Origin of the sequence: Pseudodesulfovibrio sp. 5S69, assembly GCF_037094465.1 — a bacterium.
Lineage (GTDB): Bacteria > Desulfobacterota > Desulfovibrionia > Desulfovibrionales > Desulfovibrionaceae > Pseudodesulfovibrio > Pseudodesulfovibrio methanolicus.
Window position 1 is genome coordinate 1,977,068 of the sequence record NZ_CP146609.1, and the last position, 26,150, is coordinate 2,003,217.

Genomic DNA, 26,150 nt, shown 5'->3' on the forward strand with positions numbered 1-26,150 from the left:
CTTTCCTCGAAGGACATGAATATCATCGATGATCGGTCGTATACATTTTGTAGGTCAGAATCAAGCCGTCTGCAATGGGCTGCACCGTCAGGCCGGGTTTTCCTCCAGCAGGAGCATGGACAGGGAGCCCACCAGAAAGGTCGCCTCGGAGAGCAGGGCGCGCGGAATGGTCGGGTAGTCATCGCTGAGCACGTGGCTGATGCCGCCGCCCGAGGCCGTGTCGAACCGCTTGAGCTTGGCGGCCAGGGCCTCCGGGGACTTGGTCAACCTGCTGTAGTGCAGGATGGGCGCGTCCAGGACCAGGGCCGTGCGTCCCTTAACCCCGGTCAGCCGTTCGTGCACGGGCCGGGTGAAGCGCACGCCCTCCTCGTTGCGGAAGAGCCGCAGTTGGAGGTCGGGCCACAAGCCGTAGCCCGCCTTGCACCGGCTTTCGTCCGGGTACAGGGTCATGCGCGGGAACCAGCAGGCCGTAAGGCGCTTGACCAGCAGACAGGCCGGGAGCAGCCCCCAGACGTCCTCGCTGAACCGCTCGTCGCCGTCCAGGCACAGGACCCAGTCCCCGGCGCACTCGTCCAGCACGCGGTTGCGCTGGGACGCGAAGTCGACCAGGGGACGGGCCAGGTGGCGGACGGGCGCGGCACAGGCAAAGTCGCGGCCGGGCGTCTCTTCGGCATCCCACAGGACCACCACCTCACGGACCCAGTCCGGGAACTGGGCGAAGAACTCGTCGAGTCCGGGTTCGTCCGGGGCCAGGATCACGCCCACGGACAGGTCCGGGGCCTGGACGCCCACGTGGCTCAGGTAGGAGCTGTTCAGGGCCAGGTGGGGCTTGGCGTTCACGAACAGCCGTTGGAGGTTGCGGTATTGGGCGCGCGTGTCCTCGGGCAGAGCCGGGTTCAGGGCCAGGACCGCGTTGTCCGGGGCGATCCCGCTCATGGCCAGAAGGTAGAGCTGGGCCCAAGGCGAGGTGTCGGCCAGGACCAGGCACCGCGAATCAGGGGCGTTCCAGGCCGGGTGGGCGGCCAGGAAGGCGCGCGCCGTGGCCGGGTCGGCCTCGCAGACCACCAGCCGGGCGGTCTCGGGCAGCCCGGCAGCCAGGGCCAGGGCGTGCTCGCCGTTCCCCAGGCCGAACAGGACCAGGGTTTCGCCCTTGCTCTTGCCCAGGATGCGCAGGGAGCGCTCGGCAAAGGCGGCCAGATCGGTCGGATCGGCCGCGTCCGGGTGCATGGGGGCGTGGTCGGCGGCCTGGTCGGCGCGGAAGCCGAATTCCAGGACGGCGGCGGTATATTGTTCTATCAATGTCGTGTTCATTGCGCGATTCCTTTGCGTCGGAGCAGTTCCAGGTACACGGCTTCGAGTTTGCGGGCGATGGTCTGCATGCGGAACAGGCGCACGGCCTTGTCCCGTCCGGCCAACCCCATGCGCCGCGCTTCGGCGGGATGGGAAAACAGGTACTTGAGGGCCATTGCATACCCTTCCGCGCCGTCGGCCACAAGTCCGGTGACGCCGTGTTCCACCAATTCGAGCTGGGCGTTGTCGCGCGCCCCTTCGCACGGGTGGGTGACCACGGGCAGGCCGCAGGCCATGGCCTCGGCGATAACCAGCCCGAAGGATTCGCCCGTGTCGTTGGCGTGGGCCAGGACCGAGACCCCGTTCAGGAAGGCGGCGATCTCCGCGTCGGTCTCCACCGGATCGCGGAACAGGACGTTCTTCTCCAGGCCGTTTGCGCGGACGAAGTCCACGGCCTCGGGGATGGCCCCGATGACGTGGTAGCGGAAGTCCGGTACGTCGCGCACAAGCCCGGGCAGGAAGTCCAGGGCCAGGCGCGACCACTTGCCCGGATCGGGCCGGGAGATGCGCCCGGCCACGGGCCGGGAGAAGTCCCGCTCCGTCGTGGCCGCTTCCGCGAAGAGGTCCGTGTCCACCGGGTTGTAGAGATATGAGTACCGGGCCGGGTCGGGCGTGATGCCCGTGCTCCCGGCGAAGCGATCCAGGCAGAAGCGGGAGACGAACAGGGTGTGGTCGATGACCGCGGCCTGGGGGCTGGGATCGAAGCGGCCGAAGACGTTGGTCTCCACCACCACGGGCACGCGGGCGCGCTTGATGGGCACGAGCAGCTCGGGCTCGGGCCAGCCGGCGCGGTGCACGTGCACGACGTGCGGCCTGAAGCGGTCGAGCACGGCCAGCAGGTCGCCCCCGATGAAGGTGTCCACGCCCGCCGCCCGTATCTGCGCGGCGCGCACGCCGTCGGCCCGGCTGTATACCGCCGGGGCGAACCGGACCGGGTCGAGGTTGGTCACGAAGAGCTGCATGACCTTCTCCGTGCCGCCCAGACCCAGAGACTTGATCACGTGGAGAACGCGAACGGGGGATTCAACCATGGCGGAAAGGTGACACATGCCGCATGTGTTGTAAATGTCCGTCTATCGTCCTGGAAAAACCGGACCTTGCCCGCAAAACGAAACCGGCCCCTTGCGGGGCCGGCGATTCATCGGTTGGCGTTGTTGTAGGCGTTGGCCGCGCGGAATTTGGCAGCCGCGGCCGCGCTCCGGATCGGGGTGGGCGCGGCCGGCGCGGCGGACCCGGCCGCCGGTTCGGCCGAGGCTCGGGCGCGGGCTGGGCCTTCCGGGGCGGCTCGGTCCGCTGCGGGGCCGGGGCGGCCTGCACGGGCATGACCGGAGGCGCCTGGGGGACCGGGGGCGCGGAAGCCGGTTTGACCCCGCCGGTGGACGCCGTGTCGCCGGGGGCGGCCTTGCCGTCGTGGATGGGCACGATCTGGGCGTAGGCCGAGCGCAGTCCGTCCAGGATCTTGATGACGTCGTCGACCATCCTGTTGTCCAGGCGGATGTTGGCCTTGACCAACTGGGTGGTGCAGAACATGTACAGCTGGCCGAGCTTGGGGGTGATCTCCCCGCCCTTTTCCTTGTTCAAGCTTTCGGACAGCTCATGAATGATCGCCATGGCCTTGGATATGTAAATGCCCTTCTTGGCATAGTCCCTGTTGTCGATTTCACGCTTTGCCCGTTTGAGGAATTTGATCGCCGCCTCATAGAGCATGAGGAGGAGTTCCCCTTGGGTGGTGGTTTCGATCTGGGTCGCCAGGTATGCCTTCGCTGGGTTGGCCATCAAATACTCCTTGCTATTCAAGCTGTGCCAATGCGGCTTCAAGTTGCCCCTGCCGGAGCTGATACTGCCCCAGCAACGTGTCGAGACGGGAATACTTCAAGCGCAGGTTGCGTTCCAGTTTATCGATCCGGGTTTCTTCAAATTTGATCTTGTCATCGATGGAGTCCATGATGTCGCCGTAGTTGTGCTGCAGGACCGCCAGCGGACCGCCTTCATAGGTAAATTTGTTGTACGGCTTGGTCAGCGCGGTCAGCTCGTCGATCATCTCGGTGGCCTTGCCCGCCTTGACCGCCACCTTGCCGTTGTAGGTTCCGGCCCCGGTGTTGTTCAGCCGCAGGGCCATACCGCTTGCGTCGCCGGACAAGGCGGTGATTTCCCATCCCGACACCGCGGCGTCCTCGCCGTTGATGGTCGCGCTGATGATCTGCGTGCCGTCGCTGACCACCTCGATGTCGTACTCGCCTGGTTTGGTGGTGCCTTCGACTAGGGAGTTGAAGGTGAAGTCCGTGGTTCGGCTGGTTCCGGTTGGCTCCAGGCTGAATAGTTCGGCCACGGCCGTAGGGTCATCCTGAAGGGCTTCGTCGAGCTTCTCGTAGTCGATGGTCAGCAGCCCGTAGGTGGCTGACCCCTGTTCGGCATCGGTCATGATGCCGAGTTGGGACAGGGCGCAGTACTTGTCTCCGGAGCGGGTTTCAGGGTCCCAGGGGGTGAAGCCCACGCCGATGTTGGCCGTGATGTTCTTCAGGTTCTGGGAGATGATGTCTATGCCGTAGTTGCCGGTCAGGATGGAGCCTTTTTTATCTTCCGGGTCGGTGAGCGAATTGCCGCCGGTGCTGACGGCACCCTTGGTCTGATCCACCTTGGTCAGCGCGATGATCTGGGCCCGGATGGTATTGACCGCCTCCACAAAGGCGGTAACTTTGTCCGCGATGTCGGAGGTGTCGGTGGTCACGGTCAGGCTGACAACCGAGCCCGGGGCGGCGGCCTTGAGGTCCAGGGTGATGCCGGAAATGATGTCGTCCACGGAGTTGGAGCCGCGCTCGATCCAGGCCGAGTTGGAGGTCGGGAATCCGTCCACGCGGATCTGGCTGTTCTGGGCGTTTTGGGTCTCGGTGAAGTCGCCCGCGCCGAATGCCAGCGAGCCCGCGTTGGAGATGACCAGTTGGTTGTCAGCGCCCAGCCCCTTGCCCGCCAGTTGCAGGTGATAGGAAGTGCCGTCGAAGATGGTCGTGGCCTGGATGAGTCCCCGCGAATCGGGGTGGTTGTTGATCAGTTCGACGAATCCTTCCAGGGTGGTGCCCGCCGAGATGTCGTTGATGGTGATGGATTCGCCGCCGTAGGAGAAGGTAAACGAGGTGTCGGACGAGGCGATGACCGAGTCCATGGAGCTGGCGCCGGAGTTGGTGATCAGGATGTCGTTGGTGGCCAACTGGTTGATGAGTACGGTGTGGGAGGACTCCAGGGCGTCGGCATCGGCAGTGGCCACGAGCAGGTTGGTATTGGAGCTGGAAACGCCCTTGGTCATGAAGTCGTTCAGGGTGTCCATGCCTTCCAGGGAGGTCTTCAGACTGAGCAACTTGGTATTGAGATCCATGAACTGCGCATTCTTTTCTTCCCAGGAGGTCTTCCAGTTCTTCAGGCGTGTGACACGGCTCCGCTCAACCTCGACAAGCCCATCAATGAGCGTGTTGAAGTCCGTCCCGTTGCCCAGGCCGGTAAAGTTGATTGAACCCGATGTGTACGTGCTGTCTGCCATGGCTGCATCCTTAATCGGAAGATTTTTCCCATTTCATTAGGTATGAAATGGTCTGCAATCCTGATGCCACGGTATGAGGCGAAAATTACTCTATAAAAACAATGGGCCGGACTCCCAAGGAGCCCGGCCCGAAAGTCGCCTTGAAGCGATGGGATTACCGACTAGCCGAGCAGGGACAGGGCCATTCTCGGCATGCTGTTGGCCTGGGCCAGCATGGAGACCGCCGACTGGGTCAGAATCTGGTTGCGCACGAAGTCGGTCATCTCGGTGGCGACGTCGACGTCGGAGATGCGGGATTCGGCGGCCTGGGTGTTCTCGGCCTGGATGCCCAGGACGGTAACGGTGTTTTCCAGGCGGTTCTGCAACGCACCCAGGTTGGCGCGGATCTTGTCCTTGGAGATGATGGCCTTGTTCAGGACATCCAGGGACTTCTGGGCCAATTCCTGGGTTGAGATGGAGCGGCCGGCCGAGCCGGTGGCGCCGAGGCCGACACCCAGAGCCGACGCTGTGGCCGTGTTGATCTGGATGTAGTAGTAGTCTTCCGAGCAGTCGTTGCCGGTACCGAAGTGGACCTTCAGCTTGCCGGTGGCCTTGAGCCCGGACCCGTCGTGGGTCGCGGAGGACAGGTTGCCGTTGAGCAGGTAGATGCCGTTGAAGTCGGTCGAGTTGGCGATACGGGTGATTTCCGAAGCCATGGCCTGGTACTCGGAGTCGATGATCAGGCGCTGGTCGGAGTTGTAGGTACCCGTGGAGGCCTGCATGGCCAGTTCCTTCATGCGGATCAGCTTTTCATCGATAACGCCGAGCGCACCGTCAGCCGTCTGGATGAGGGAGATGCCGTCGTTGGCGTTGCGGATGCCCTGCTGCAGGGAACTGACGTCGGAACGCATGAGCTCGCGAACGGCCAGACCGGCGGCGTCGTCAGAAGCCCGAGTGATGCGCAGACCCGAAGACAGGCGACGGGTGGACGTTTCCAGGTTGCCGTAGGAGACACCCAGGTTGCGCGCAGCGTTCATCGCCATCAAGTTGTGGTTGATAACCAGAGACATAATTTCCTCCTTGAAATTGTTTTGGCTTCCATGCCTAGGTACTACCCCGGAGGTCACATTCCGCCGGGAAAACCTTCTTTTGTTGCCCACTTCATCGACCTTGGCGAAGAAAACTTTAGGTTGCGTGAACGATTTTTTACGTCTCTGAATGCAAGAAAATGATTCGGCCGTCCGGACGGCGCGCACCAGCGGCCGAATCGTCCGCCGGGCAGCGGCGAGGCTGTGCGGCGATGACGGCCGAATATTTCGGAATCAATGGGGAAACCGTCGGTACGGGGCGGGCCTCGGCGATCAGCCGAAGGTCTCGCGCATTATCTCAAGGAGTCCTTGCAGGCGGATTTCGTAGGTGTGCTCGGCCAGGATACGCCGGGCCGCGGCGCGGCTGACGGCGGCCCTGGCCCAGGAATCGCCCGCGAACCGTTCGACCAGGCCGGGGATCTCCTCCACCGTCCGGTAGACCGCGGCCTCGCGATCCAGGTCGAAGAGTTCCTCCATCTGCTCGCGGTGGTCGGTCAGCAGGAACCCGCCGCAGGCCGGGACGTCGAAGACCCGCTGGTTGACCGCGCCCTTCATCTGGCGGCTGGTGCAGTTGAAGTTGATGTTTGATCGCGGATAGAAGCGGGGCAGATCCTCATAGTAGTCCAGGTTCGACATGCGCCGCGCGTGCGTTCCGTCCAACAGCCCGGCCCAGCCGTCGTCGCCCACGATGAGCGGGGAAAAGGGCAGGGTGGCCCGCACGCAGGCCAGGCGGTACTGGCGGGTGGCCTCCCAGGTGAGCAGGGACTCGGCGGCCAGCCGCTGTTCGCGCCGGGGCAGGGCGGTGACCGCCTCGAACCAGTCCGGGCGTTCTGCTTTGAGGAACCGGGCCACCGAGGTCTCGCCCGAGCGGCCAAAGGCCCCGGCCACTGCCTGGTACTCCCCGGCCAGGGGGGCGGGCAGTCCGGACAGGGCCAGGCTCCTGGCCACCGGCCCGGTCATGGAGCTGCCCACGAAGGAGATGTCCGCGGTCCACTCCGGCGGCGCCGCGCCCGCGTCCGGCCTGAACCGTTGCGGGTCCGTGGCCAGGGGCAGGTAGTGGACGTGCCGGAACCCCCGGGCGTGCATGGCTTCGAGGTTGCCCGCGTCAAAGGTGAAGATCGCCGTGTTGTTCGCGCCGGGGTGGTCGTAGTCGAAGAGGATCAGGTGCGGGTTGTCCACGAACCAGGAGGCCAGCGGCAGGCCGAGGTCGTCGAGCAGCCCGGCCAGTTTGCCCTCGCGGTCCAGGCCGAAGTGGTTGACGGTCAGGACCAGGTCCGGGCGGAAGTCGACGACCGCCTTGAGCAGCCCCTCGATGAAGTCGCCCGAGCCGGTCTCGCGGTCCGTGAGCTCCAGGCTGCGGCGGGCCACGCCGAGGCGGTCCAGCGCGGCCAGTATCTCCCGGCACAGGAAGTAGTCCGAGTCGAAGAAGAGCACGCGGGGGGTGTTGGAGCGGAACTTGGGGTAGCGCGCCAGGGACCAGAAGTCCGCGGCCGCGCCCGCCTTGAGGGTCCGGGCCAGGCTGCCGTAATAGGCCCGGTCGAGCCGCTGATACAGGGGCAGAACCACCGGGGCGAGCGTTCGGCCGCCGTGCTCGGACCGCCACCGGGCCAGCCGGTCCAGGGCCCTGGCTGGGTCCGGATCGTCCACGTGCAGGCAGGCGTCGGCAGCGCGGCCGTCAAGGGCTTCGGTCAGATTGAGCAGGCCGCCTTCCCGGTCCACCACGGCCACGGGCAGCCCGCGGGCGAGCAGGCGGTCCAGGCAGTGTCCCAGGCCCGCGCCCAGGAGCACGGGCAGCGCGCCGTCCTCCACGCCATCGGCCAGCGCGGCCTCGCGCGCGAGCCCGTCCCGCCCCCACAGGTGCCAGGTCTTGCCCTGGATGCGGATGCGCAGGTCGGCGAGGGTTTCGCCGTCATAGACCGGTTCGGCCGTGTACGGGGAGGAGGTCATGATCTGGACCTGTACTGCATTCGGGGCCTGCCCGGCAAGGGCGGACGAAACGGAAAAGGGCCGCCCCGGCTTGCGCCGGAGCGGCCCCGTCATGCCTGCGGACCGGCGGCTATTCCTTGGAGCCGCCGAACAGTCCCTTGATGGCGCCGCCGACGGATTCACCGGCCTTGCCCGCGCCCTCAACGGCCTTGGACGCGCCTTCGACGGCCTTGCCCACGGCCTCCTTGAGCTGCTTGCCCACCTCGGTGACCGAGCCGGTCACGTCACCGGTCAACTGGCCGAGAATCTGGGCGAACGCCTCGGCCGGGGTGGTCTTCTTGTCCTTGCCGATGTCCTTCAGGTGGATATCGGGCAGGTCGATGCCCATGCCCTTGTCGCCGAAGGCGTCGAGCAAGGAGCCGCCCAGGTTGATCTTGCCGTTCTTGACGATGAAGTTGTTGATCTGGATCGTCTTTTCGGAGCCGGTGTCAGACTTTGCTTCCTCGGTCTTTGCCCCGGCTTTCTTCTCCCCGGCCACGGTCTTCTTGATGTTGTCGACGATGGTCTGGAAGTTGTCGGTGTTGCCCCGCTTCTCATAGCTGATGACCGGGCTGTCGACGTAGATTTCGTCGATGATGATCTTGTCCTTGGTCAGGGAATCGGTGTTCACCTTGACGCGGATGGTCCCGCACTCGATGGCGCTGGGCATCTTGAATCCCTTGGGGTTGCCCAGGTAGAAGTCGGACAGGGTGCCGGACCCGGACAGGACCGAGATGTCGGCCGAGCCGAGGCGGACCTCCGTCTTGGTGATGGGCGGTCCGAATTCCTCCACGGCGGTCTTGATCAGGTCGCCGAGATTGAGGATGACGAGCACGATGGCCGTGATGAGTCCGGCGACGATGACGCCTGCGCCGATAAGAATGTATTTTTTCATGGCGACTCCTGTGTGGTTAAAGGGCTATTGGCAAACGATACGGTATTTGTGATGTCAGGGCAACATCCTATCGGGAATGTTGCGGAAGTGACGGAAAAAGTTCGTCGGCCATGTGGCGCATGTCTCCGGTGCCCGCGCCCCGCCTGCCCGAGTCCAGCGATGGCCCGGCCTCCGGCAGGACGCCTCCGGCCCCGTCGAAGACCGTGGGTTCCAGGCGACGACATAACGCTTCGGCCCGGTCCGCGGCCCGGTCCATGAGCTCGGCCAGGCTTTCCTCCCGGGCCTCGTCGGACACCGGGTCGTGATAACGGATGGCGCCGGTGATGCGGTCGGCCTGATCGAGCCACTGGGGCGCATAGAACAGGGCGGTAATCTCCCGTGCCGTGTCCGGGAGCCAGGCGGAGGCGGCGTGCAGGGCCGTGGCCAGCCTCCGCGCCGGGAACAGGGCCTGGAACCGGGCGAAGAGTTTGAGGGCCGAGGCCAGGGCCGGACCGGCCTTGTCCGGCCTTATGCCCGCCAGGTCCGCCATGCCCTCCAGGGGGAGGGCGTCGAACAGGGCCGGGCCCAGAGAGCCGAGCTGGTTGCGGATGCGGTACAGCGGGCGGTCGATCATCTCCGGGCAGGCGGTCATGTCCATGAGCGACTCCAGGGCGCGGTGGCGCTGGCGGGCCAGCGATTTTTCGCGGCGGGAGGCGGCGTAGTAGTCGCCGGTCAGGTACCAGACCATGGGGTGCATGACCGTGTCCGCCCACAGGTGGGAGGCCATGCCTACCAGCAGGGCGGCGGCCAGGTCCGGGTCGGGGGCCAGGGCCGCGTGCCGGGCCTGGAGCCGGAGCAGGGCATAGGTATCCTCGCCGCGCGCGCCGTGGATGCGGTGGGCCATGCGGGCCATGGGCAGGGCGCGGGGCGTGGCCCCGTAGAACAGGGCGTCGTGGAGCACGGCTCCGAGGAGCACGGCTTGGGGCCGGGTCGCGAGCCCTGGCGCGAATCGGGTGTCGGCGAGCCGGGCGGCGGTCTTTTCGGCGGTCTTGAAGTGGATCAGTTCTTTGGGCATGGCGGTCGGTTTTGGGTTTGCCTTTTGGCTATCCTACTTGATACCGTCCGCGTGGCAACACAAACTTGAACCCGTCGAGGAGACGATGGCCAAATATCTCATCAATGAAGAGTACGACGTGCAGGAGGCCGGGGCGGCAAAGACCTTCGGCAAGGGCGAGCGGCGCAGGGACTATGCCGACCCCTGGCGCGAGACCGGCAACGTGGTCCTGATCGGGCTGCCCGGATCGGGCCGGGCGGAACTGGCCCGGCTGCTGGCCGACCGCATGGGCAAGCCGGTGCTCATACCGTCCGAGGCGCAGGCCGCGGCCGAGGCGTTGCAGGGGCTGGGCGCGATCATCGTGCTCGACGACCGGCTGGTGGACGACCCCGGCGTGCAGCCGCTCATCCACGGCGCGGGCAAGGTCTTCTACCTCATGGCCGACACCCGCCTGCTTTCGGATCGGGTGGCCGGGCGCGGAGGGGTTGAGGGGGAAGAGGCCGCCGAGGACCTGTGGCGGCAACTCTCGGCCCGCCTGGCCGAGGTGGAGCCGGTCTTCTACGGGGTGCTCCATTTCATATTACAAGGAGCGCAGTCCCCGGAAGACCTGGTGGGCGACGCCCTGGAGAAGATCGGCTACTGACCGGCCCGCCTCCGGGCTGGTGACAGCCCCGTCCGATTGCGGTAAGCAGAAAGACCTTTTCACCTACAGTATATATATGGAGTAGAATACATGCCGGAGAAGCAACTCAGGGTCGAATTCCTGGCCATGACCCCCGACGCCCTGTCCCTCATCTATGCCGCGTTCCGGCAGTGCTACCATGCCGGGTTCGTGGCCGACATGTGGCCCCGGCTGCTTTCCGGCGAGATCGACCCGCAGGTCCAGGCCGATTTCGTGTCCAAGACCATGGAGTCGGGCCACGACAGCCCCATCGAGCACGTGTCCATGACCTTTGCCGTGGAGGGCATCTCCAGGGCCTGTTCCCACCAGATCGTCCGGCACCGCATCGCCTCCTACTCCCAGCAGAGTCAGCGCTACGTGGCCGAGAACGACATGGACTATATCCTGCCCCCGGCCATTGCCAGGATCCCCGAGGCGCGCGAGCGGTTCGAGTCGTTCATGGCCGAGGTCCAGTCCGCCTACTCCGACCTGCGCGACATCCTGGTGGCCAACGGACGTAAATCCAAGGCCAATGAGGACGCCCGTTTCGTCCTGCCCCAGGCGGCGGAGACCAAGATCGTCCTGACCATGAACTGCCGCAGCCTGCACCATTTCTTCCACCTGCGCTGCTGCAATCGAGCCCAGTGGGAGGTCCGGGCCATGGCCGACGCCATGCTGGCCATCTGCAAGGACAAGCTCCCGGCCATCTTTGCCAATGGCGGCGCGCGCTGCGAGCAGCTCGGTTATTGCCCGGAATCTCCCAAATTCGCCTGCGGAAAATATCCGACCAGGGACACGCTGGGCTAGATTTTTTCCAGAGGCCGGGATTTTTTCCCACGGCTGAGAGGCCTTGGCCTACTTGACGTTTCAGTTACAGCTATTTTTTTGTTTTTTAATTCGCTTTGTTACACCTGTTCCTAACCGGTGTATCTCCGGCAGCCCTTGAGGCACGGGGGTTTTGCGGCATATCCCTGAAACGCATTTCGACGCCGGGATTGTATAGGAATGATTGTTGTTTTGTAATAACATTGTATTTCAGCAGGTTGCAGCAATGTATTCCATTTTACTCCCGAATGCGTAGGATACAGGTTGTCACAAAACAAAATCGAAGGGCAAGAAAAAGAGTGTAATGGTGACTAATCCGGCAAAATTTGATTTTCATCCTGTTGAAAAGATTTTCAACACCTGTTTAAATCATTGTTCTCTAGAAAAATTTGAGAGCCTGAAAACCCTTGTTACACCGGTGTTTCAAACTGCTTGAGCCGAAAACGTCGGCGCTCTGTGGGTTTTATTATAAATCGATATATTACAATATGTTATTAGTTCAAGGAGCTGTCGATAACCTGTCCGGGGCTTGGCCGTTTCATTGAATAACACGCATTGTTCAATCCCTCCCGATACACTATCTCACACAACATGATCGACACTGCCTGGAAGCAAATACTCTACTCTCTCGAAAAGAGCCTCAACCCTGGTCTCTTCACTGTCTGGATTAAGCCGCTGCAAGGTCGCGTGGACGGTAACCGTCTTACCCTGACTGCGCCCAACGAGTTCGTGGCCAACTGGGTCCGCGACCGCCTGCTCCAGGTTATCCGCGAGTCCGCCGCCGAAGTCCTCGGCGGGGAGCCCCGCATCACCATCAACATCGGCGCGCGCCAGCCCAGTCCCAAGGCGACAACCGCCGTGGGCAAAACCAAGGCCGTCGCGGAGCGGGCTCCCCGGCACATGGGGCTGCCCCTTGGCCAGTCGCTCAAGCCCGTGACGGTCTCCAACTGGCGTTTCTCCTTCGACGATTTCGTGGTCGGGCCGTCCAACGAACTGGCCTGCGCGGCCAGCAAGTCCATCGGCTCCACCGCCTTCAACTCCGACCACCTGTTCCTCAGCTCCGGACCGGGCCTGGGCAAGACCCACCTGCTCCAGTCCGTGGGCAACGAACTGTGCCGCACCGCCAACCGCAAGCACCTCAAGGTCGCCTGCCTGTCCTCCGAAGAGTTCGCCACCCGCTGGGTGCTGGCCTTCAAGTCCGGCCAGGTGAACCAGTTCAAGGCCCAGTTCCGTGAAGCCATCGACGTCCTGCTGCTCGAAGACGTCCACTTCTTCCAGGGCAAGGAGAAGATGCAGGAGGAACTGCTCTGCACCCTGACCGCCCTGCGCGAGCGCGGCTGCAAGGTCGTCCTGACCAGTTCCTTCATGCCCAAGGAATTCAACAAGGTGGACGACCGCCTCGTGTCCCGGTTCTGCTCGGGATTTCTGGCCCACATCAACCGGCCGGATATGGAGACCCGCCGCCGGATCATCCTGGACAAGGCCCGGCGCATGCAGGTCGCGGTGCCCGGCGAAGTCTCCGAATTGTTGGCCGAGCGCATCACCACCGACATCCGTCAGTTGGAGAGCTGCCTGAATAACCTGATCCTCAAGGCGCGTCTGCTCAACCGCGACGTGACCATGAATCTGGCCTGGGAAGTGCTCGAAAACTACGCCGTGCACAACGCCTCTCCGGATATCAAGCACATCATCGAGTTCATCTGTAAATGCTACGCCATGTCCGAAGACGAACTGCGCTCCAAGAGCCGCAAGCGCGACGTGGTCCTGGCCCGGAATACCGCCTTTTACCTGGCCCGCAAACACACCGAACTGTCGCTCAAATCCATCGGAGAACACCTCGGGCGCAAACACTCCACTGTGCTCAAGGGCATCACCAAGGTGGAACGGGAAATCTCCCTGCAGACGCCGCTGGGACGGCAGATCGAAAACACCACCCAGCGGCTCACGCCGTAACAAGCCCCCCGCATGTTCTTCCGGAACCGTCCCTTGGTCGATTCCGGGAGAGCATTCAAGGCCGGTCGCAAGACCGGCCTTTTCTTTTGGGATGCCTCCGGCGGCCGGGGCGCTGCCCGGACCCCGCCAGAGACCCTTCGAAAAAGGTTCCCTGGACCCTCCAAAACTTTTTGTGTGCCTTCGGCAGGGCCGTGCCCGGGCGAGTTGGCGTGCCTTTTTCTGGATGTGAGGATTCCGAACATCGTGACGGATGCGGCAAGTCGCTTCGCCCACCGCCATACGCGCGGATGCGCATACCAAAAGTTCAGGAAGGGAGAGGGATGAGGGTCCGGGAGAGGAGAGGGAAACCCTTCCAGAGGGTTCCCTCTCCCTTCCCTGGCCGCCGGAGGCATCCCCCTCCCTAAAAATCGTGCAGAAAGCGGATGACCTGGGTGCGGATGTCGTCGCGGATGGCGCGGGCGGCGGCGAGTTGTTCCTCCCGCGAGCCGGTCACGTTTTCGGGGTCTGGGAAGGCCCAGTTGAGGCGGGCGGTTTGGGCGGGCAGGGGCGGCAGGTCATGGAGCACGTCCGGGCCTGAGGTGGTGATGACATAGTGGTAGGGGGCGTTCTCGACGAGCAGGTCGCGGACGTCGGTGGCCACGTTGTTGCGGAGGTCGAAGTTCTCCTCGCGCATGACTTCCGTGACCAGGGGATCCACGGCGGTGGGTTCGGTTCCGGCGCTGCGGGCCTCGAATCGATTCTGGCCGAAGCGTTGCAGGAAGGCCTCGGCAATCTGGCTTCGGCCGCTGTTGTGCCGGCAGACGAAAAGTACGCGTATGCGGTCCATGGGAGCAACTCCTTGTGGGAACTGCTCTATCTCCGACAGGTTACAGCCGTAGGGCGGCCACATGGCCGAAGTGTATCAACTTTCCGGTAACGCCGGGCGTCAGGAGTTCCGGGGCTTGCCGAATCCGCCGCCGCCGGGCGTCTCGATGCGTACGCGGTCGCCGGTTCGCAGGGCGCGGTGGAACTTGCCGGGCTCGGGATGGGGGACGTTGTTTTCAATGACCACGTTGCGGCCGGGCGAGCCGGGCAGGCCGCCGTTCACGCCGAACGGCGCGCGGGTGCGCCGCTCGGACAGGACCGTGACCTCGGCGTCGGCCAGCAACTCGATCTCGCGGACCAGCCCGTCGCCGCCCGTGCGGCTGCCGTCGCCGCCCGTGCCGCGCAGGATGGCGTATTCGCGCACGCGGAAGGGGTAGGCGTATTCCAGGGCCTCCACCGGGGTATTCAGGGTGTTGGTCATGTGCGAGTGCACGGCGGACTCGCCGTCATGGGCCGGGCCGGCGCCCATGCCGCCCGCCAGGGTCTCGTAGTAGGCGAAGGGGCCTTTCGGCGTCCTCCCGCCGATGGTCAGGTTGTTCATGGTCCCCTGGGAGGCCGCGGGCATGGCCTCGGGCAGGGCCTTGGCCAGAGCGCCGAGGAGCACGTCCACCAGCCGCTGGGAAGTCTCCACGTTGCCCCCGGCCACGGCGGCCGGGAACTCGGCGTCCACCACCGAACCGGGCCGGGTGGTCACGACCAGGGGCCGCAGGCAGCCCGCGTTGGCCGGGATATCCCGAGCGGCCAGGGCGCGGAAGGCATAGAGCACGGCGGACAGGGTAATGGCCCGGACCGCGTTGACGCTGCCGCGCACCTGGTCGTCGCTCCGTGAAAAGTCCAGATGGGCGCGGTCGCCGGTAACGGTCATGACCAGGCGGATGGCAATGTCGCTGGCCCCCTGGCCGTCGTCCTCCAGGAAGTCCTCGAATTCGTAGGTCCCGTCCGGGATGGCGGCCACGGCTTGCCGGGTGATGCGTTCGGAGTAGTCCATGAGCGCGCGGGCGTAGTGAGCGCAGGTCGCGAGCCCGTATTTCCCGATGCATTCGGTCATGCGCCGTACCCCGGTGACGTTGGCCATGAACTGGGCCGAGAAGTCGCCCTCGCGCTCCACCGGGGTGCGCACGTTGTTCAGGATCAAGCGTAGGAGTTCGCGGTCCACTTCGCCGCCCCGGACGATGCGCACCGGCGGGATGATCAGTCCCTCCTGGAACAGGGAGGTGGACAGGGGCATGGACCCCGAGGCCATGCCGCCCACGTCCGCGTGGTGGGCGCGGTTGGCCACGAAGAAGGCGGAGCTGTCCGCACTCTCGGCGAAGACCGGGGCCACGATGGTGATGTCCGGCAGGTGGGTGCCGCCCTTGAACGGGTCGTTGAGCATGGCCATGTCGCCCGGTCCGAAGCCGCCGCGCTCCGCCATGGCGGCCATGGCCGACTTGACGGACAGGGGCATGGACCCGAGGTGCACCGGGATGTGCGCGGCCTGGGCTATCATGTCGCCCTCGGCGTCGAAGACCGCGCAGGACAGGTCGCGGCGTTCCTTGATGTTGGGCGAGAACGCGGTGTGCGTCAGGGTCACGCCCATCTCTTCGGCGATGGAGGCGAAGCGGTTCTTGAAGACTTCGAGGAGAACGGGATTGGTCTGCATGCCCGAATCTATCCGCAAGCGGGGCCGTCTGGCAACCTCGGGGCGTTCGGGGCCTGGACGTTCGGGCGGGGCTAGGCCCTGCTCAGGGCTTCGAGTTTCCTGCGGGCCTCGTCCGGGTCCAGGCCGCGCTTGGCCGCGATCTGGTCCAGGTTGGCCTCGGCGTCGGACGGGCGCACGTAGATGGGCTCGATGGACTCTCCGCTGAACGCGGCCTGGTCGGCGGCGGCCAGGAGCCGTTCTGGTGCGGGGTTGTCGAAGGCGGCGTCAAGCGGGGCATAGCCGGGCTCGGCCTCGAAGAAGTCCTCGAAAAAGGCGGGGTTCTTGCGCAGGCCCGTGCCCATGAGGTGTGCCTCGGGGCCGATGTCGGCCATGCGCTGCCCGGCCTGTTCCAGGGTCAGGGCGTCCAGGGGAGCGATCACGTCGAGGTCGGGGCAGCGGAAGGACTGCATGTAGACCAGGCCGCGCCGGGCGTAGGTCAGGACATGGAGCGGGCCGGTCAGGAGCGGTCCGGGCCCGGCGGCCAGCAGGGGCAGGTAGTCCAGCCCGGCCAGAGGCAGGTGCAGGCCCGCGGCCACGCCTTCGGCCGCGGCAAGGACCAGGCGCAGCCCGGTGAAGCTGCCGGGGCCGCGCACACAGGCGATGCGCTTCAGCACCGAGGTGTCCAGGCCGAACTCGTCGAGCACGGACTTCAGCCCCGGCATCAGGAAGCGCACGGACTGGCCTGGCACGGTCCACTGGCGGGAGGCGAGCAGGGTCAGGCCGCCCAGGCCGGGCTGGCCCAGGACGAGCTGGAGCCGTTCCTCGGCCCCGGCCATGACCAGGGTCAGGTCGTGCGGGCGCGTGGTCTTGGGCATGGCCATGGGATAGCCTAGCCCAGCAGTCTGCGCACGTCGTTGAAGATGGCCAGGCTCATGAGCAGGAGCAGGATGAGCAGGCCCACGCGCATGGACATGGCCTTCCAGCGGTCGTTGAGCGGCCTGCGGAAGACCATCTCCAGGGCGAAGAAGAGAATGTGTCCGCCGTCCAGCACCGGGATGGGCAGGAGGTTGATGATCGCCAGGTTGATGGAGATCAGCGCCATCATGCCGAGCAGGGCGTAGAGGCCGTTCTGGGCGGATTCGTGGACCATCTGCGCGAGCATGATCGGGCCGCCCACGGACTCCACCGGGATGAGCCGTTCGATGATGGAGAGGAATCCCTTGACCACCACCTCGGACATGCCCCAGGTGTGCGACAGGGCGGGCAGGATGCCGATGCCCTCAATGGGTTCGTAGCGCACCTGCCCGGACTGGTTGATGCCGACCATGGGCACGGTGACGTCCTCGCCGAACAGGTTTTTGAAGGTGTTGACCTGGGGGGTGACGGTCAGGGTCAGTTTGTTGCCCGACCGGTCCACGACCACCTGGAGAGGCTTGCCCTCGGCGGCGCGGATGGTATCGACCATCTGGGTCCAGGAGTCCACGGGCGCGCCGTCGATGGCCGTGACCATGTCGCCCTTGACGAATCCGGCCGCGGCGGCCGGGGAATCGGGCAGGACCCCGCCCACCAGGGGCAGGATCACGGCCTGGCCTTGGGCCAGCGCAAGGAACCAGTAGATCAGGAAGGCCAGCAGGAAATTGAAGAACGGACCGGCGGCCACCACGCAGAGGCGCTGCCAGGCCGGACGGTGGGAGAAGAGCTTGTCGTCCGGAAAGTCCGTCTCCTCCTCGCCCTGTTCGCCCGCCAGCGCTACGTAGCCGCCCAGCGGGATCCAGGAGATCTTGTAGTCGGTCTTGCCCGAGGTGAAGCCGATCATCTTCGGCCCGAAGCCCAGCGAGAAGGCCTTGACCCCCATGCCGAAGATACGGGCCACGACAAAGTGCCCCAGTTCATGGAAGAAGATAAGTCCGCCCAGGACCAGGACAATGGCGATGGTGCTCGTGATCATGCGTTCCTCATGTCGCCGCGTTGGTAAAAAGAGCGTGCGGCTCGGATAACTATAACCATTTTCGGGTGGATGGCTAGAGGCGGGCTCTTGTTTCCCGCCGGACCTCTTCGTCCAGGGCCAGAACCGCCTCGGGCGTGGATACGTCCACAGGGACATGGCGGTCAAGCCCGGCCTCGATCATGGCCGGGATGTCGGTGAAGCCGATGCGCTCTTTCAGGAAGGCGTCCACGGCGATTTCGTTGACCGCGTTGAGCACGATGGGGTGGCTTGGCCCGGCGTCGAAGGCCTCGCGGGCCAGACGCAGGCAGGGGAAGGCGTCCAGGTCCGGCTCCTCGAAGGTCAGGGTGCCCACTGCGGCCAGTTGGAGCCGGGGTACGTCCACGGTGACCCGCTCCGGGTAGCACAGGCAGTGGGCGATGGGCACCTGCATGTCCGGGGTGCCCAGGTGGGCCAGTTGGGAGCCGTCCACGTACTCCACCAGGGAGTGGACAATGGACTGGGGGTGGACGACCACGTCGACCATGTCCGGCGGCAGGCCGTACAGATGGCAGGCCTCGATCAGTTCGAGCCCCTTGTTCATCAGCGTGGCCGAGTCGATGGAAATTTTCGCGCCCATGCTCCAATTGGGGTGGGCCAGGGCCTGGTCGCGGGTGACGGTCTTGAGGAACGCCCGGTCGCGGCCACGGAACGGGCCGCCCGAGGCGGTCAGGATCAGGCGTTTGAGTTCGTCGTCCGAACCGTGTCCGGCCAAGCCCTGGAACAGGGCGTTGTGCTCGGAATCCACGGGCAGGACCACGGCCCCGGAGGCCTTGCAGGCAGCGCGGATGAGATGCCCGCCCAGGACCAGCGACTCCTTGTTGGCCAGGCCGATCATCTTGCCCGCCTCGGCCGCGGCCAGGGTCGGCTCGAACCCGGCGGCCCCGACAATGGACGAGAGGACCAGGTCCACGTCGTCCAGGGCGGCCAGGCGCACGTAGGCGTCGGGCCCGACAAACAGCTCCGTGGGGCAGGCGTCCTCCACGTAGGCGAAATATTCGCGGCGCGCTGCGTCGTCGAGCACGGCGGCGTACCTGGGCTTGTAGAGGTTGCACAGCCGGGCCAGTTTCTGGCCGTTGCGGCCGCCCGCCAGGGCGGTGACCGTGAACCGTTCGGGGTGCTTGGCCACTACCTTCAGGGCCGAATCGCCGATGGAGCCGGTGGCCCCGAGAATGGAGAGCCTGCGCGGGAAGGGCGGGCAGGCGACCGATGCGGGCCAGGGGGAAATGTAGGTCTTCATGTACGGTCCGGCCTGCCTAGGAGAAGAAGGGCTGGAACATGGAGATCAGCCCGTAGCAGGGAATGACCAGGAGCAGGCTGTCTACCCGGTCGAGCAGGCCGCCGTGGCCGGGAAGGATGGTTCCGGAGTCCTTGATGTCCAGGGAGCGCTTGAGCGCGGACTCGAAGAAGTCGCCCATCTGGGCGGCCACGTTCAGGGCCATGCCGAGGAGCAGCCACTTCCACCAGGCCACCTCGGGCAGGCCGAGGGTAAGCCCCCAGGCCATGGTGCCGACGGTGCAGACGGTCATGCCGCCCAGCGACCCGGCCCAGGATTTCTTGGGGCTGATGCGCGGCCAGATCTTCTTCTTGCCGAACAGGGTCCCGGCGTAGAAGGCGGCGGTATCCGAGAGCACGGCCGCGCCCAGGACAAGCAGGATTTCCAGCCGGTCGAAATACAGAAAGAAATGGAAATTCAGCGGGATGTAGAACAGTCCGGCCAGGAAGATGGCCGCGTGGCGGTAGGAGGCGGTGACATCCTTGTTGTAGCGCAGCAGAAAAACCATGGACGAGGCCCAGAAGGCCAGGGCCAGGATGACGCCGGGATAGCGTACGTCCCCGGTGGTGTAGGCCCCCATGAGCAGGAAGGTGCAGGCCGCGCCCAGTGACTTGAAGGCGGTCATGGACTGCACGGGCCGGAACATGGAGTAGAACTCCCACAGGGTCAGGACGCTGAACAGGGCGAGAACCGCGAACAGGACCCACCCCTGGAAGATCAGGGCCAGGGCGGGGAGTATGGCCAGGACGGCGCTGGTGGCGATTCGTTGCTTGTGCGGGGAGATATCCATGGATGATTTCAGCGGTTAATGGTGATTTCGGACGTTATGCGAATCCGTTTTCTCTACGCTATTTGACGGCAGGGGGCAACTCGCCGGGCCGGGAAATGGATGCGGGACTGCCTACTCCCCGTCCAACTGGTCGCCGGTCCTGCCGAAGCGGCGCTGGCGGCCGTTCAGGTCCCGGATGGCCATTTCCAGTTCGGCCGGGGTGAAATCCGGCCAGTAGATGTCCGTGAAATAGAACTCGGCGTAGGCGGACTGGAAGAGCAGGTAGTTGGACAGCCGCAGCTCCCCGCTGGTGCGGATAACCAGGTCCGGGTCGGGCTGGCCTGCGGTCCACAGCTCGTTCGCGAAGGCCTCCTCGGTGATCGCCTCGGGTGCCGCGCCCTTGGCCGCGAGCGCCCGGGCCGCGCGGAGGATATCCTCCCGTCCCGAGTAGTTCAGGGCCAGGTTCAGGGTCATGTCCGAGCAGTCGGCGGTCTGGCGCATGACGTGCTTGAGCACCTGGCGGACGGCCAGGGGCATGTCGCCGATCTCGCCCAGGACCTTGAGGCGGATGCCCTGTTCCTTGAGACTCTTTTCCTCCCGCTTGAGGAAGGTGGTCAGCAGGTCGAACAGGGTCCGGACCTCGTCCTTGGGGCGCGACCAGTTCTCCTTGGAGAAGGTGTACAGGGTCAGGTGGCGCACGCCGAGCTCACGGCAGCGGGTGACGACGGCGCGGGCCGCCTCGGTCCCGGCCCGATGGCCGTCGGAACGCTGCAGCCCGCGCTGTTTCGCCCACCGGCCGTTGCCATCCATGATGATGGCTATATGGGTGGGAATATGCATGGTGCTCAAAGAGTGGTCCTAGATTTCCAGAATCTCTTTTTCCTTGGCGGTCATGACTTCGTCGGCCTTTTTGACGTAGTCGTCGGTCATCTTCTGGACGTCGCCCTCGCCGCGGCGCAGGTCGTCCTCGGAGATGTCCTTGTCCTTTTCCATCTTTTTGAGCGCATCGTTCATGTCGCGGCGCACGTTGCGGATGGCGATCTTGGCGTCCTCGGTGTATTTTTTGGCCACCCGGACCAGCTCCTTGCGGCGTTCCTCGGTCAGGGGCGGGATGGAGATGCGGATGATCTTGCCGTCGTTGACGGGGTTCAGGCCCAGGTCGGACGTCTGGATGGCCTTTTCCACCGCCCCGAAGGCGCCCTTGTCCCAGGGCTGGATGGTGATGGTCTTGGAGTCGGGCACGGACACGGAGGAGAGCTGGCTGATGGGCGTGGGCGTGCCGTAGTAGTCCACCTGGATGGAGTCCACCAGGGCGGTGGTGGCGCGGCCCGTGCGCAGCTTGCCGAATTCCTTGTCCAGGGCGCCGATGGCGCCGGCCATTCTCTTCTTGCCGTCGTCGAGTACGGTTTGCATATTATTCTCCTTGAACAATCGTTCCGATGGTTTCGCCGTTGGCGGCCCTGCGGATGTTGCCTTCCTTGTACAGGTTGAAGACGATGATCGGCAGGTTGTTGTCCCTGGCCATGGAAATGGCCGTGGAGTCCATGACGCCGAGCCGCTTTTCCAGGGTTTCCATATACGAGACCGTTTCGAATTTGACCGCGTCGTCGTATTTGACCGGGTCCTTGTCGTACACGCCGTCCACCTTGGTGGCCTTGAAGATGGCGTCGCACTTGAGCTCGAGCGCGCGCAGGGCCGCGGCCGAGTCGGTGGTGAAGTAGGGGTTGCCGGTACCGGCGGCACAGATGACCACGCGGCCTTTGTCCATGTGCCGGAGCGCCCGGCGGCGGATGTAGGGCTCGGCCACGTCGGCCATGGACAGGGCGGTCATGACCCGGGTGTCGCAGCCGTTCTTTTCGAGCGCGTCCTGGACGGCCAGGGCGTTCATGACCGTGGCCAGCATGCCCATGTAGTCGCCCTGGGCGCGGTCCATGCCCTTGGCCGAGGCGGCCATGCCGCGAAAGATGTTGCCGCCGCCGATGACGAGGGCGATCTGCAGGCCGGTGGCGGCCACTTCGGCGATCTCCTTGGCGAACTGCCCGATGGCCTCGGGCTCGATGCCGAACTGCTGGTCCCCGGCCAGGGCCTCGCCGCTCAGTTTCAGTAGAATCCGCGAATAACGCGTCTTGGTCATTGGTACCCCTGCGTGTATGAAAGGTTGCGAAACGATCTCGCCCAAAGGCGATAGCATGTTTTTCGGACAAAAAAAACGGGCCGTAAGGCCCGTTTTCATTTTTTCGGCTGTTCGGTTACTCGGCCTTTTCACCGAGCGCCAAGCGGTGGAAGCTGGCCACGGTGCCGCCTTTCAGGATCTGCTTGATGGTCTGCTTGTCGTCCTTGATGAAGGCCTGTTCGATCAGGCAGACGTCCTTGTAGAACTTGTTCAGGCGGCCGGTAACGATCTTTTCGGCGATGGCCTCGGGCTTGCCCTCGTCCATGGCCTGCTTGAGGTACAGGGCCTTTTCCTTTTCCAGGGTCTCGGCCGGGAGCTCCTCGGGGGAGATGCACGCCGGGTTCATGGCGGCCACGTGCATGGCCACGTCCTTGGCGACCTCGGCGTCGTCGGTGCCGGTCAGTTCGACGATGACGCCCAGCTTGTTGTTGGAGTGGATGTACACGCCCAGCACGCCGTCGGTGGAGACCTTGGCGAAGCGGCCCACGCCCATGTTCTCGCCCAGCTTGGCGATCAGGTCGGTGACGTCGGCCACCTCTGCGGGCAGATCGGCGGCGTCGCCGGAGGTCACGTCCAGGTCGGCGATCTTCTTGGACAGGGCTTCGGCGAAGGCGACGAAGTCGTCGCCCTTGGCCACGAAGTCGGTCTCGCAGAGCAGCTCGGCGATGACGGCGGTCTTGCCGTCCTCGGAGACGTAGGGAGTGACCAACCCTTCGGAGGTGGCGCGTCCGGCCTTCTTGGCGGCCTTGGACAGCCCCTTCTCGCGAAGGTACATGACGGCCTTTTCCTCGTCCCCTCCGGACTCGGCCAGGGCCTTCTTGCAATCCATCATGCCCGCGCCGGTTTTCTCGCGCAGGGCCTTAACTTGTGCGGCAGTGATCGACATTATTTCTACTCCTCGGAAGCGGCTTCGGCGGGAGCCTCGGCCTTCTCTTCGGTTTCGGTTTCGGTGGCGGCCTTTTCGGCGACGACCTCTTCCTTGGCGGCTTCGGCAGCGGCCTTGGCTTCGGCCCTGGCGTTGGCCTCATAATCCTTCTGCATGGCGGCGCCTTCGAGGCAGGCGTCGGCCATGTGGGTGGCGAACAGCTTGATGGCGCGGATGGCGTCATCATTGCCGGGGATGATGTAGTCGACCATGTCCGGGTCGCAGTTGGAGTCGACCACGGCCACGACCGGGATGCCGAGCTTGCGGCATTCCTGAATGGCGATCTGCTCGCGCTTGGGATCGATGACGAAGGCGGCCTTGGGGGCGTCGGTCATGTCCTTGATGCCGCCGAGCGCCAGGTTCAGCTTCTTGACCTCGCGGTTCATGCCCACGGCTTCCTTCTTGGTGTAGCGGGAGATGGAACCGTCCTCGAACATCTGCTCAAGGGTCTTGAGGCGGTCGATGGACTTCTTGATGGTCTGGAAGTTGGTCAGGGTGCCGCCCATCCAGCGGTGGGTGACGAAGAACATGCCGGCGCGCTCGGCCTCGGCCTTGACGGATTCCTGGGCCTGGCGCTTGGTGCCGATGAACAGCACCTTGCCGCCCTTGGCCACGGTGTCGACGATGAAGTCATGGGCGGTGGCAAACATCTTGACCGTCTGCTGCAGGTCCATGATGTGGATGCCGTTGCGGGCGCCGAAGATGTAGGGGCGCATTTTGGGGTTCCAACGGCGGGTCTGGTGGCCGAAGTGGACGCCGGTCTCCAGCATCTGCTTCATAGTAACGTAAGCCATGATAATCTCCTGGGTTTTTCGTCCATCCCGCGGTCCAATAAGGAGCCCGTGCCATCACGGGCCACCCGGAGTTATGGGCGGGATGTGTGAATTTAAAGTCGGGGGTACTTAACGCATGATCGGCGGCTTGGCAAGGGGCAAGATGCGGTTTTCCCCGGTTTGCAACCAGCGCCGGGCCGCCGTCACTCGCCGAACGCCCGCTTCATCAGCCGCTTGCCCAGCCCGCCGAAGTCCTGCGGCGCGTAGCCGAAGACCTCGTTCCAGACCTCGGTGGACTCCATGCAGAAGTAGAGCTGCTCCTCCATGCCGTGGGCGCGCAGCCGGTCGACCATGAACTTGAACTGTTCCACACGCAGGGGGCGGAGCAGGCGGGCCTTGCCGTCCAGGCCGGGGACGAATTCATTATATATGTACGTGGTCTCCGGGAACTTGTCCTCGATGATCGGGTTGAGCTGGGGCATGCAGCGGAAGGAGCCGAGCGACATGTAGGCGATCTGCTCGGGTTGCACGTAGTCGAAGATGCGGTCGATGATTTCGGCGTATCCCTCGCGCCAGCCGTCGAAGCGGATGATCGGGTCGAAGTGCAGGCAGACCTTGAAGCCCGCCTCGGCGCAGGTCCGGGCCGCCTCCAAGCGTTCGGTCAGGGTGGATACGCCGAACTCCTCGTGCTCGTTGATGAACGGGGCGTTCAGGGACCAGGCGGGCAGGACGCGGTCCGTGCGCGTGGTCCCGTCCATCCAGGTCAGGTCCACCACCTTGGACTTCAGCTCCAGGACCACGTTGTCGTAATCCTCGAGGAAATGGACCAGGTCGTGGCTGTAGCCGGTCAGGTGCTCCAGGGCCAGGGAATCGGTGAACTCGCCGGTGCCCACCCGGTAGCGGGTGTTCCGGTCCGCGCCGAAGCCGTCGGCCAACTCGCGGAACAGGGCGTCCTGGTTGGCCCAGACCTTGAGCACCCGGTCCTGGAAATAGGCCTGGAGGATGCAGTAGGAGCAGGCCATGGGGCAGTTCTCGCCGATGTGGATGATCCGGTAGCCGCAGCAGTGGTAGGCGCGGGTACCGGGACAGAAGCGCAGGAACCGCCCCTTGTATTCCTTGAGGTACACGGCCTGGGTCTCGCCCCGGTCGAAGACTACGCGGTCCTGGTCGGGCGGAACAACGGTCCATGGGATATCCTCGAGACCGCCCTCGGCCAACCGTTCGCGAACCCGGCGGGCGATGGGCGTATCGGTCATGGACTCGTCCACGAACACCTGGCCGATCTTGCGCAGATGGCTGGGCAGCTTAGTCATTGTCACCGCCCGGACGGAACACGGTCTGCCAGGCCGGGTTGCCGGCCACGGCGCGCAACTCCTCCACGGCCTTGGCGAGTTGGGCCGGGTCCTTGACGCGCACGGACAGCTCGGCCCCGTCGGTCTCGAAATTGTCGGGCTGGACCAGCTTCCAGGTCGTGCCCCCGGTCACGGTCCGGGCCGCCGCGTCGAACCGCTCCCGCAACCTCGTCAGTTCGGGATGGCGGACCTGCCGGGCCGCGGCGCACAGCCGGGCGATGGCGTCCTTGGGCGACAGCCCCTGGTCGAGCAGTCCGGGCATTCCGGCCCTGTCCATGACCTCGGCCACGGGACACCCGGCCATGCGCGCCGCCTCGTACAGCCAGGTCAGGACGTTGACCGCGTTGGAGCGGGACCAGGACATGCCCGCGAACAGCGGCATGACCGCGTCGCGGTCGGCCCCGTCCATGCGGGCCAGGACCATGCCTGCGGCCAGGGGCAGAGTGCCGCGCCCGAGCAGTTCTTGCCAGGCCTCGGGCAGGCCGAGCCAGTCCAGGAGCAGGCGGGCGTCCTTGGATTTGGGCCGGACCCCGAGCCGGGGCAGGACGTCCTTTTCCAGGGCCGTCTCGTCCATGAGCGGAGCGAAGTATTGCAAGGCGTTAAAGCGCATGGCGTCGTCGAGCTGGCGGTGGGCGTTGTCCGCCAGATAGAGCAGGCCCAGCGAGACGGCGTCCTCGCCCTCGACCATGCGCGCCAGGACCGGCCTGCCCAGCCCGTCGAGCACGGCCAGCCGGGCGCTGCCCGCGGCCAGGGTCGGACCGTGCTCCCCGTTGTAGACCAGGACCGGGGCGGACTGGCCGAATTCAGCTATGGAATTTCTCAGCGATTCCGAAATATTGCCGGACCAGAAAAGGTGGGCGCCCCCGGCTCGTATGGCCTGGGCGGGGGAGGTGAAAATCTCGTTTGTGAGTTGCAATGGGCACTCCTGAAAGTTTCTCTCAATGTCGCTTCAACGGATTGATATTGTTTGCGAAAGAGGGTATTTTATGAAGAAGCTCGTAGAAAAAGAACGTTATTTCAAGTGGTTGGAATAAAGTTGGAGAGCTGGCCACACTTGACATTCTCGCGTTGGTCTTCCTATAGGACTAAACCCGTAAAAAACCAAGTGCTGTGCTTTTCGCGGGGCGAAAGC

Annotated in this window: 24 protein-coding genes; 3 read left to right on the forward strand and 21 right to left on the reverse strand. The window is 64.6% G+C overall.

The window, feature by feature from the left end; genetic code table 11:
- Positions 1-87 precede the first annotated feature (87 nt).
- The 8 genes from V8V93_RS09360 to V8V93_RS09395 form a co-directional block, all read right to left on the reverse strand.
- Entirely contained in the window at positions 88-1,311 is a 1,224-nt protein-coding gene (locus V8V93_RS09360; RefSeq protein WP_338670075.1) for a glycosyl transferase family 2, read from the reverse strand.
- Positions 1,308-2,381, reverse strand: coding sequence for a glycosyltransferase family 4 protein (locus V8V93_RS09365; RefSeq protein WP_338670076.1), 1,074 nt, complete (start codon positions 2,379-2,381; stop codon positions 1,308-1,310). The genes V8V93_RS09360 and V8V93_RS09365 overlap by 4 nt, the downstream gene beginning before the upstream one ends.
- Positions 2,374-3,126, reverse strand: a complete 753-nt coding sequence (gene fliS, locus V8V93_RS09370) for a flagellar export chaperone FliS (protein ID WP_338670077.1) — start codon at positions 3,124-3,126, stop codon at positions 2,374-2,376. Before fliS ends, V8V93_RS09365 begins: the two co-directional genes overlap by 8 nt.
- A gap of 13 nt (positions 3,127-3,139) precedes the next feature.
- Positions 3,140-4,882, reverse strand: coding sequence for a flagellar filament capping protein FliD (fliD, locus tag V8V93_RS09375; protein WP_338670078.1), 1,743 nt, complete (start codon positions 4,880-4,882; stop codon positions 3,140-3,142).
- Positions 4,883-5,043: 161 nt separating this feature from the next.
- On the reverse strand, positions 5,044-5,931 hold the full coding sequence (locus tag V8V93_RS09380; protein ID WP_338670079.1) for a flagellin: 888 nt from the start codon (positions 5,929-5,931) through the stop codon (positions 5,044-5,046).
- A 291-nt stretch (positions 5,932-6,222) separates the two neighbouring features.
- The gene (locus tag V8V93_RS09385) at positions 6,223-7,989 is read right to left on the reverse strand and encodes a glycosyltransferase family protein (RefSeq protein ID WP_338670080.1); all 1,767 of its coding nucleotides are present in this window, start codon (positions 7,987-7,989) and stop codon (positions 6,223-6,225) included.
- A 16-nt stretch (positions 7,990-8,005) separates the two neighbouring features.
- Entirely contained in the window at positions 8,006-8,809 is an 804-nt protein-coding gene (locus tag V8V93_RS09390; protein ID WP_338670081.1) for a hypothetical protein, read from the reverse strand.
- A gap of 67 nt (positions 8,810-8,876) precedes the next feature.
- Positions 8,877-9,863 carry a zinc dependent phospholipase C family protein gene (locus V8V93_RS09395; protein ID WP_338670082.1) on the reverse strand — a complete coding sequence of 329 codons (987 nt, stop codon included), beginning with the start codon at positions 9,861-9,863 and terminating at the stop codon, positions 8,877-8,879.
- 85 nt (positions 9,864-9,948) lie between these two features.
- On the opposite strand from V8V93_RS09395, the gene V8V93_RS09400 reads away from it, so the two are divergent.
- The 3 genes from V8V93_RS09400 to dnaA all read left to right on the forward strand — a co-directional run bounded on the left by V8V93_RS09400 (position 9,949) and on the right by dnaA (position 13,281).
- Positions 9,949-10,485, forward strand: coding sequence for a hypothetical protein (locus V8V93_RS09400; protein WP_338670083.1), 537 nt, complete (start codon positions 9,949-9,951; stop codon positions 10,483-10,485).
- Positions 10,486-10,575: 90 nt separating this feature from the next.
- Positions 10,576-11,310 carry an FAD-dependent thymidylate synthase gene (gene thyX, locus V8V93_RS09405; protein ID WP_338670084.1) on the forward strand — a complete coding sequence of 245 codons (735 nt, stop codon included), beginning with the start codon at positions 10,576-10,578 and terminating at the stop codon, positions 11,308-11,310.
- A 609-nt stretch (positions 11,311-11,919) separates the two neighbouring features.
- The gene (gene dnaA / locus V8V93_RS09410; protein WP_338670085.1) at positions 11,920-13,281 is read left to right on the forward strand and encodes a chromosomal replication initiator protein DnaA; all 1,362 of its coding nucleotides are present in this window, start codon (positions 11,920-11,922) and stop codon (positions 13,279-13,281) included.
- A gap of 400 nt (positions 13,282-13,681) precedes the next feature.
- Here dnaA and V8V93_RS09415 read toward each other — a convergent pair whose 3' ends face one another.
- The 13 genes from V8V93_RS09415 to V8V93_RS09475 form a co-directional block, all read right to left on the reverse strand.
- Positions 13,682-14,107 carry an arsenate reductase ArsC gene (locus V8V93_RS09415; protein ID WP_338670086.1) on the reverse strand — a complete coding sequence of 142 codons (426 nt, stop codon included), beginning with the start codon at positions 14,105-14,107 and terminating at the stop codon, positions 13,682-13,684.
- Between the two features lie 99 nt (positions 14,108-14,206).
- On the reverse strand, positions 14,207-15,787 hold the full coding sequence (locus tag V8V93_RS09420) for a hydantoinase B/oxoprolinase family protein (protein ID WP_338670087.1): 1,581 nt from the start codon (positions 15,785-15,787) through the stop codon (positions 14,207-14,209).
- A 71-nt stretch (positions 15,788-15,858) separates the two neighbouring features.
- On the reverse strand, positions 15,859-16,647 hold the full coding sequence (gene tsaB / locus V8V93_RS09425; RefSeq protein ID WP_338670088.1) for a tRNA (adenosine(37)-N6)-threonylcarbamoyltransferase complex dimerization subunit type 1 TsaB: 789 nt from the start codon (positions 16,645-16,647) through the stop codon (positions 15,859-15,861).
- Between the two features lie 8 nt (positions 16,648-16,655).
- Positions 16,656-17,714 carry an RIP metalloprotease RseP gene (rseP, locus tag V8V93_RS09430; protein WP_338670089.1) on the reverse strand — a complete coding sequence of 353 codons (1,059 nt, stop codon included), beginning with the start codon at positions 17,712-17,714 and terminating at the stop codon, positions 16,656-16,658.
- Between the two features lie 73 nt (positions 17,715-17,787).
- Positions 17,788-18,990: a 1-deoxy-D-xylulose-5-phosphate reductoisomerase gene (gene dxr, locus V8V93_RS09435; protein WP_338670090.1), complete on the reverse strand. Its 1,203-nt coding sequence runs from the start codon at positions 18,988-18,990 to the stop codon at positions 17,788-17,790.
- Positions 18,991-19,006: 16 nt separating this feature from the next.
- Complete coding sequence (locus V8V93_RS09440; protein WP_338670091.1) at positions 19,007-19,816, reverse strand: phosphatidate cytidylyltransferase; 810 nt, start codon at positions 19,814-19,816, stop codon at positions 19,007-19,009.
- 111 nt (positions 19,817-19,927) lie between these two features.
- The gene (gene uppS / locus V8V93_RS09445; protein WP_338670177.1) at positions 19,928-20,635 is read right to left on the reverse strand and encodes a polyprenyl diphosphate synthase; all 708 of its coding nucleotides are present in this window, start codon (positions 20,633-20,635) and stop codon (positions 19,928-19,930) included.
- Between the two features lie 18 nt (positions 20,636-20,653).
- Positions 20,654-21,208, reverse strand: a complete 555-nt coding sequence (gene frr / locus V8V93_RS09450; RefSeq protein ID WP_338670092.1) for a ribosome recycling factor — start codon at positions 21,206-21,208, stop codon at positions 20,654-20,656.
- 1 nt (position 21,209) lies between these two features.
- The gene (gene pyrH / locus V8V93_RS09455; RefSeq protein WP_338670093.1) at positions 21,210-21,929 is read right to left on the reverse strand and encodes a UMP kinase; all 720 of its coding nucleotides are present in this window, start codon (positions 21,927-21,929) and stop codon (positions 21,210-21,212) included.
- A gap of 115 nt (positions 21,930-22,044) precedes the next feature.
- Positions 22,045-22,854, reverse strand: coding sequence for a translation elongation factor Ts (gene tsf, locus V8V93_RS09460; RefSeq protein WP_338670094.1), 810 nt, complete (start codon positions 22,852-22,854; stop codon positions 22,045-22,047).
- Positions 22,855-22,859: 5 nt separating this feature from the next.
- The gene (gene rpsB / locus V8V93_RS09465) at positions 22,860-23,687 is read right to left on the reverse strand and encodes a 30S ribosomal protein S2 (protein WP_338670095.1); all 828 of its coding nucleotides are present in this window, start codon (positions 23,685-23,687) and stop codon (positions 22,860-22,862) included.
- Positions 23,688-23,869: 182 nt separating this feature from the next.
- Entirely contained in the window at positions 23,870-24,979 is a 1,110-nt protein-coding gene (locus V8V93_RS09470) for an SPL family radical SAM protein (protein WP_338670096.1), read from the reverse strand.
- Positions 24,972-25,934, reverse strand: a complete 963-nt coding sequence (locus tag V8V93_RS09475; protein WP_338670097.1) for a hypothetical protein — start codon at positions 25,932-25,934, stop codon at positions 24,972-24,974. Before V8V93_RS09475 ends, V8V93_RS09470 begins: the two co-directional genes overlap by 8 nt.
- Positions 25,935-26,150 lie beyond the last annotated feature (216 nt).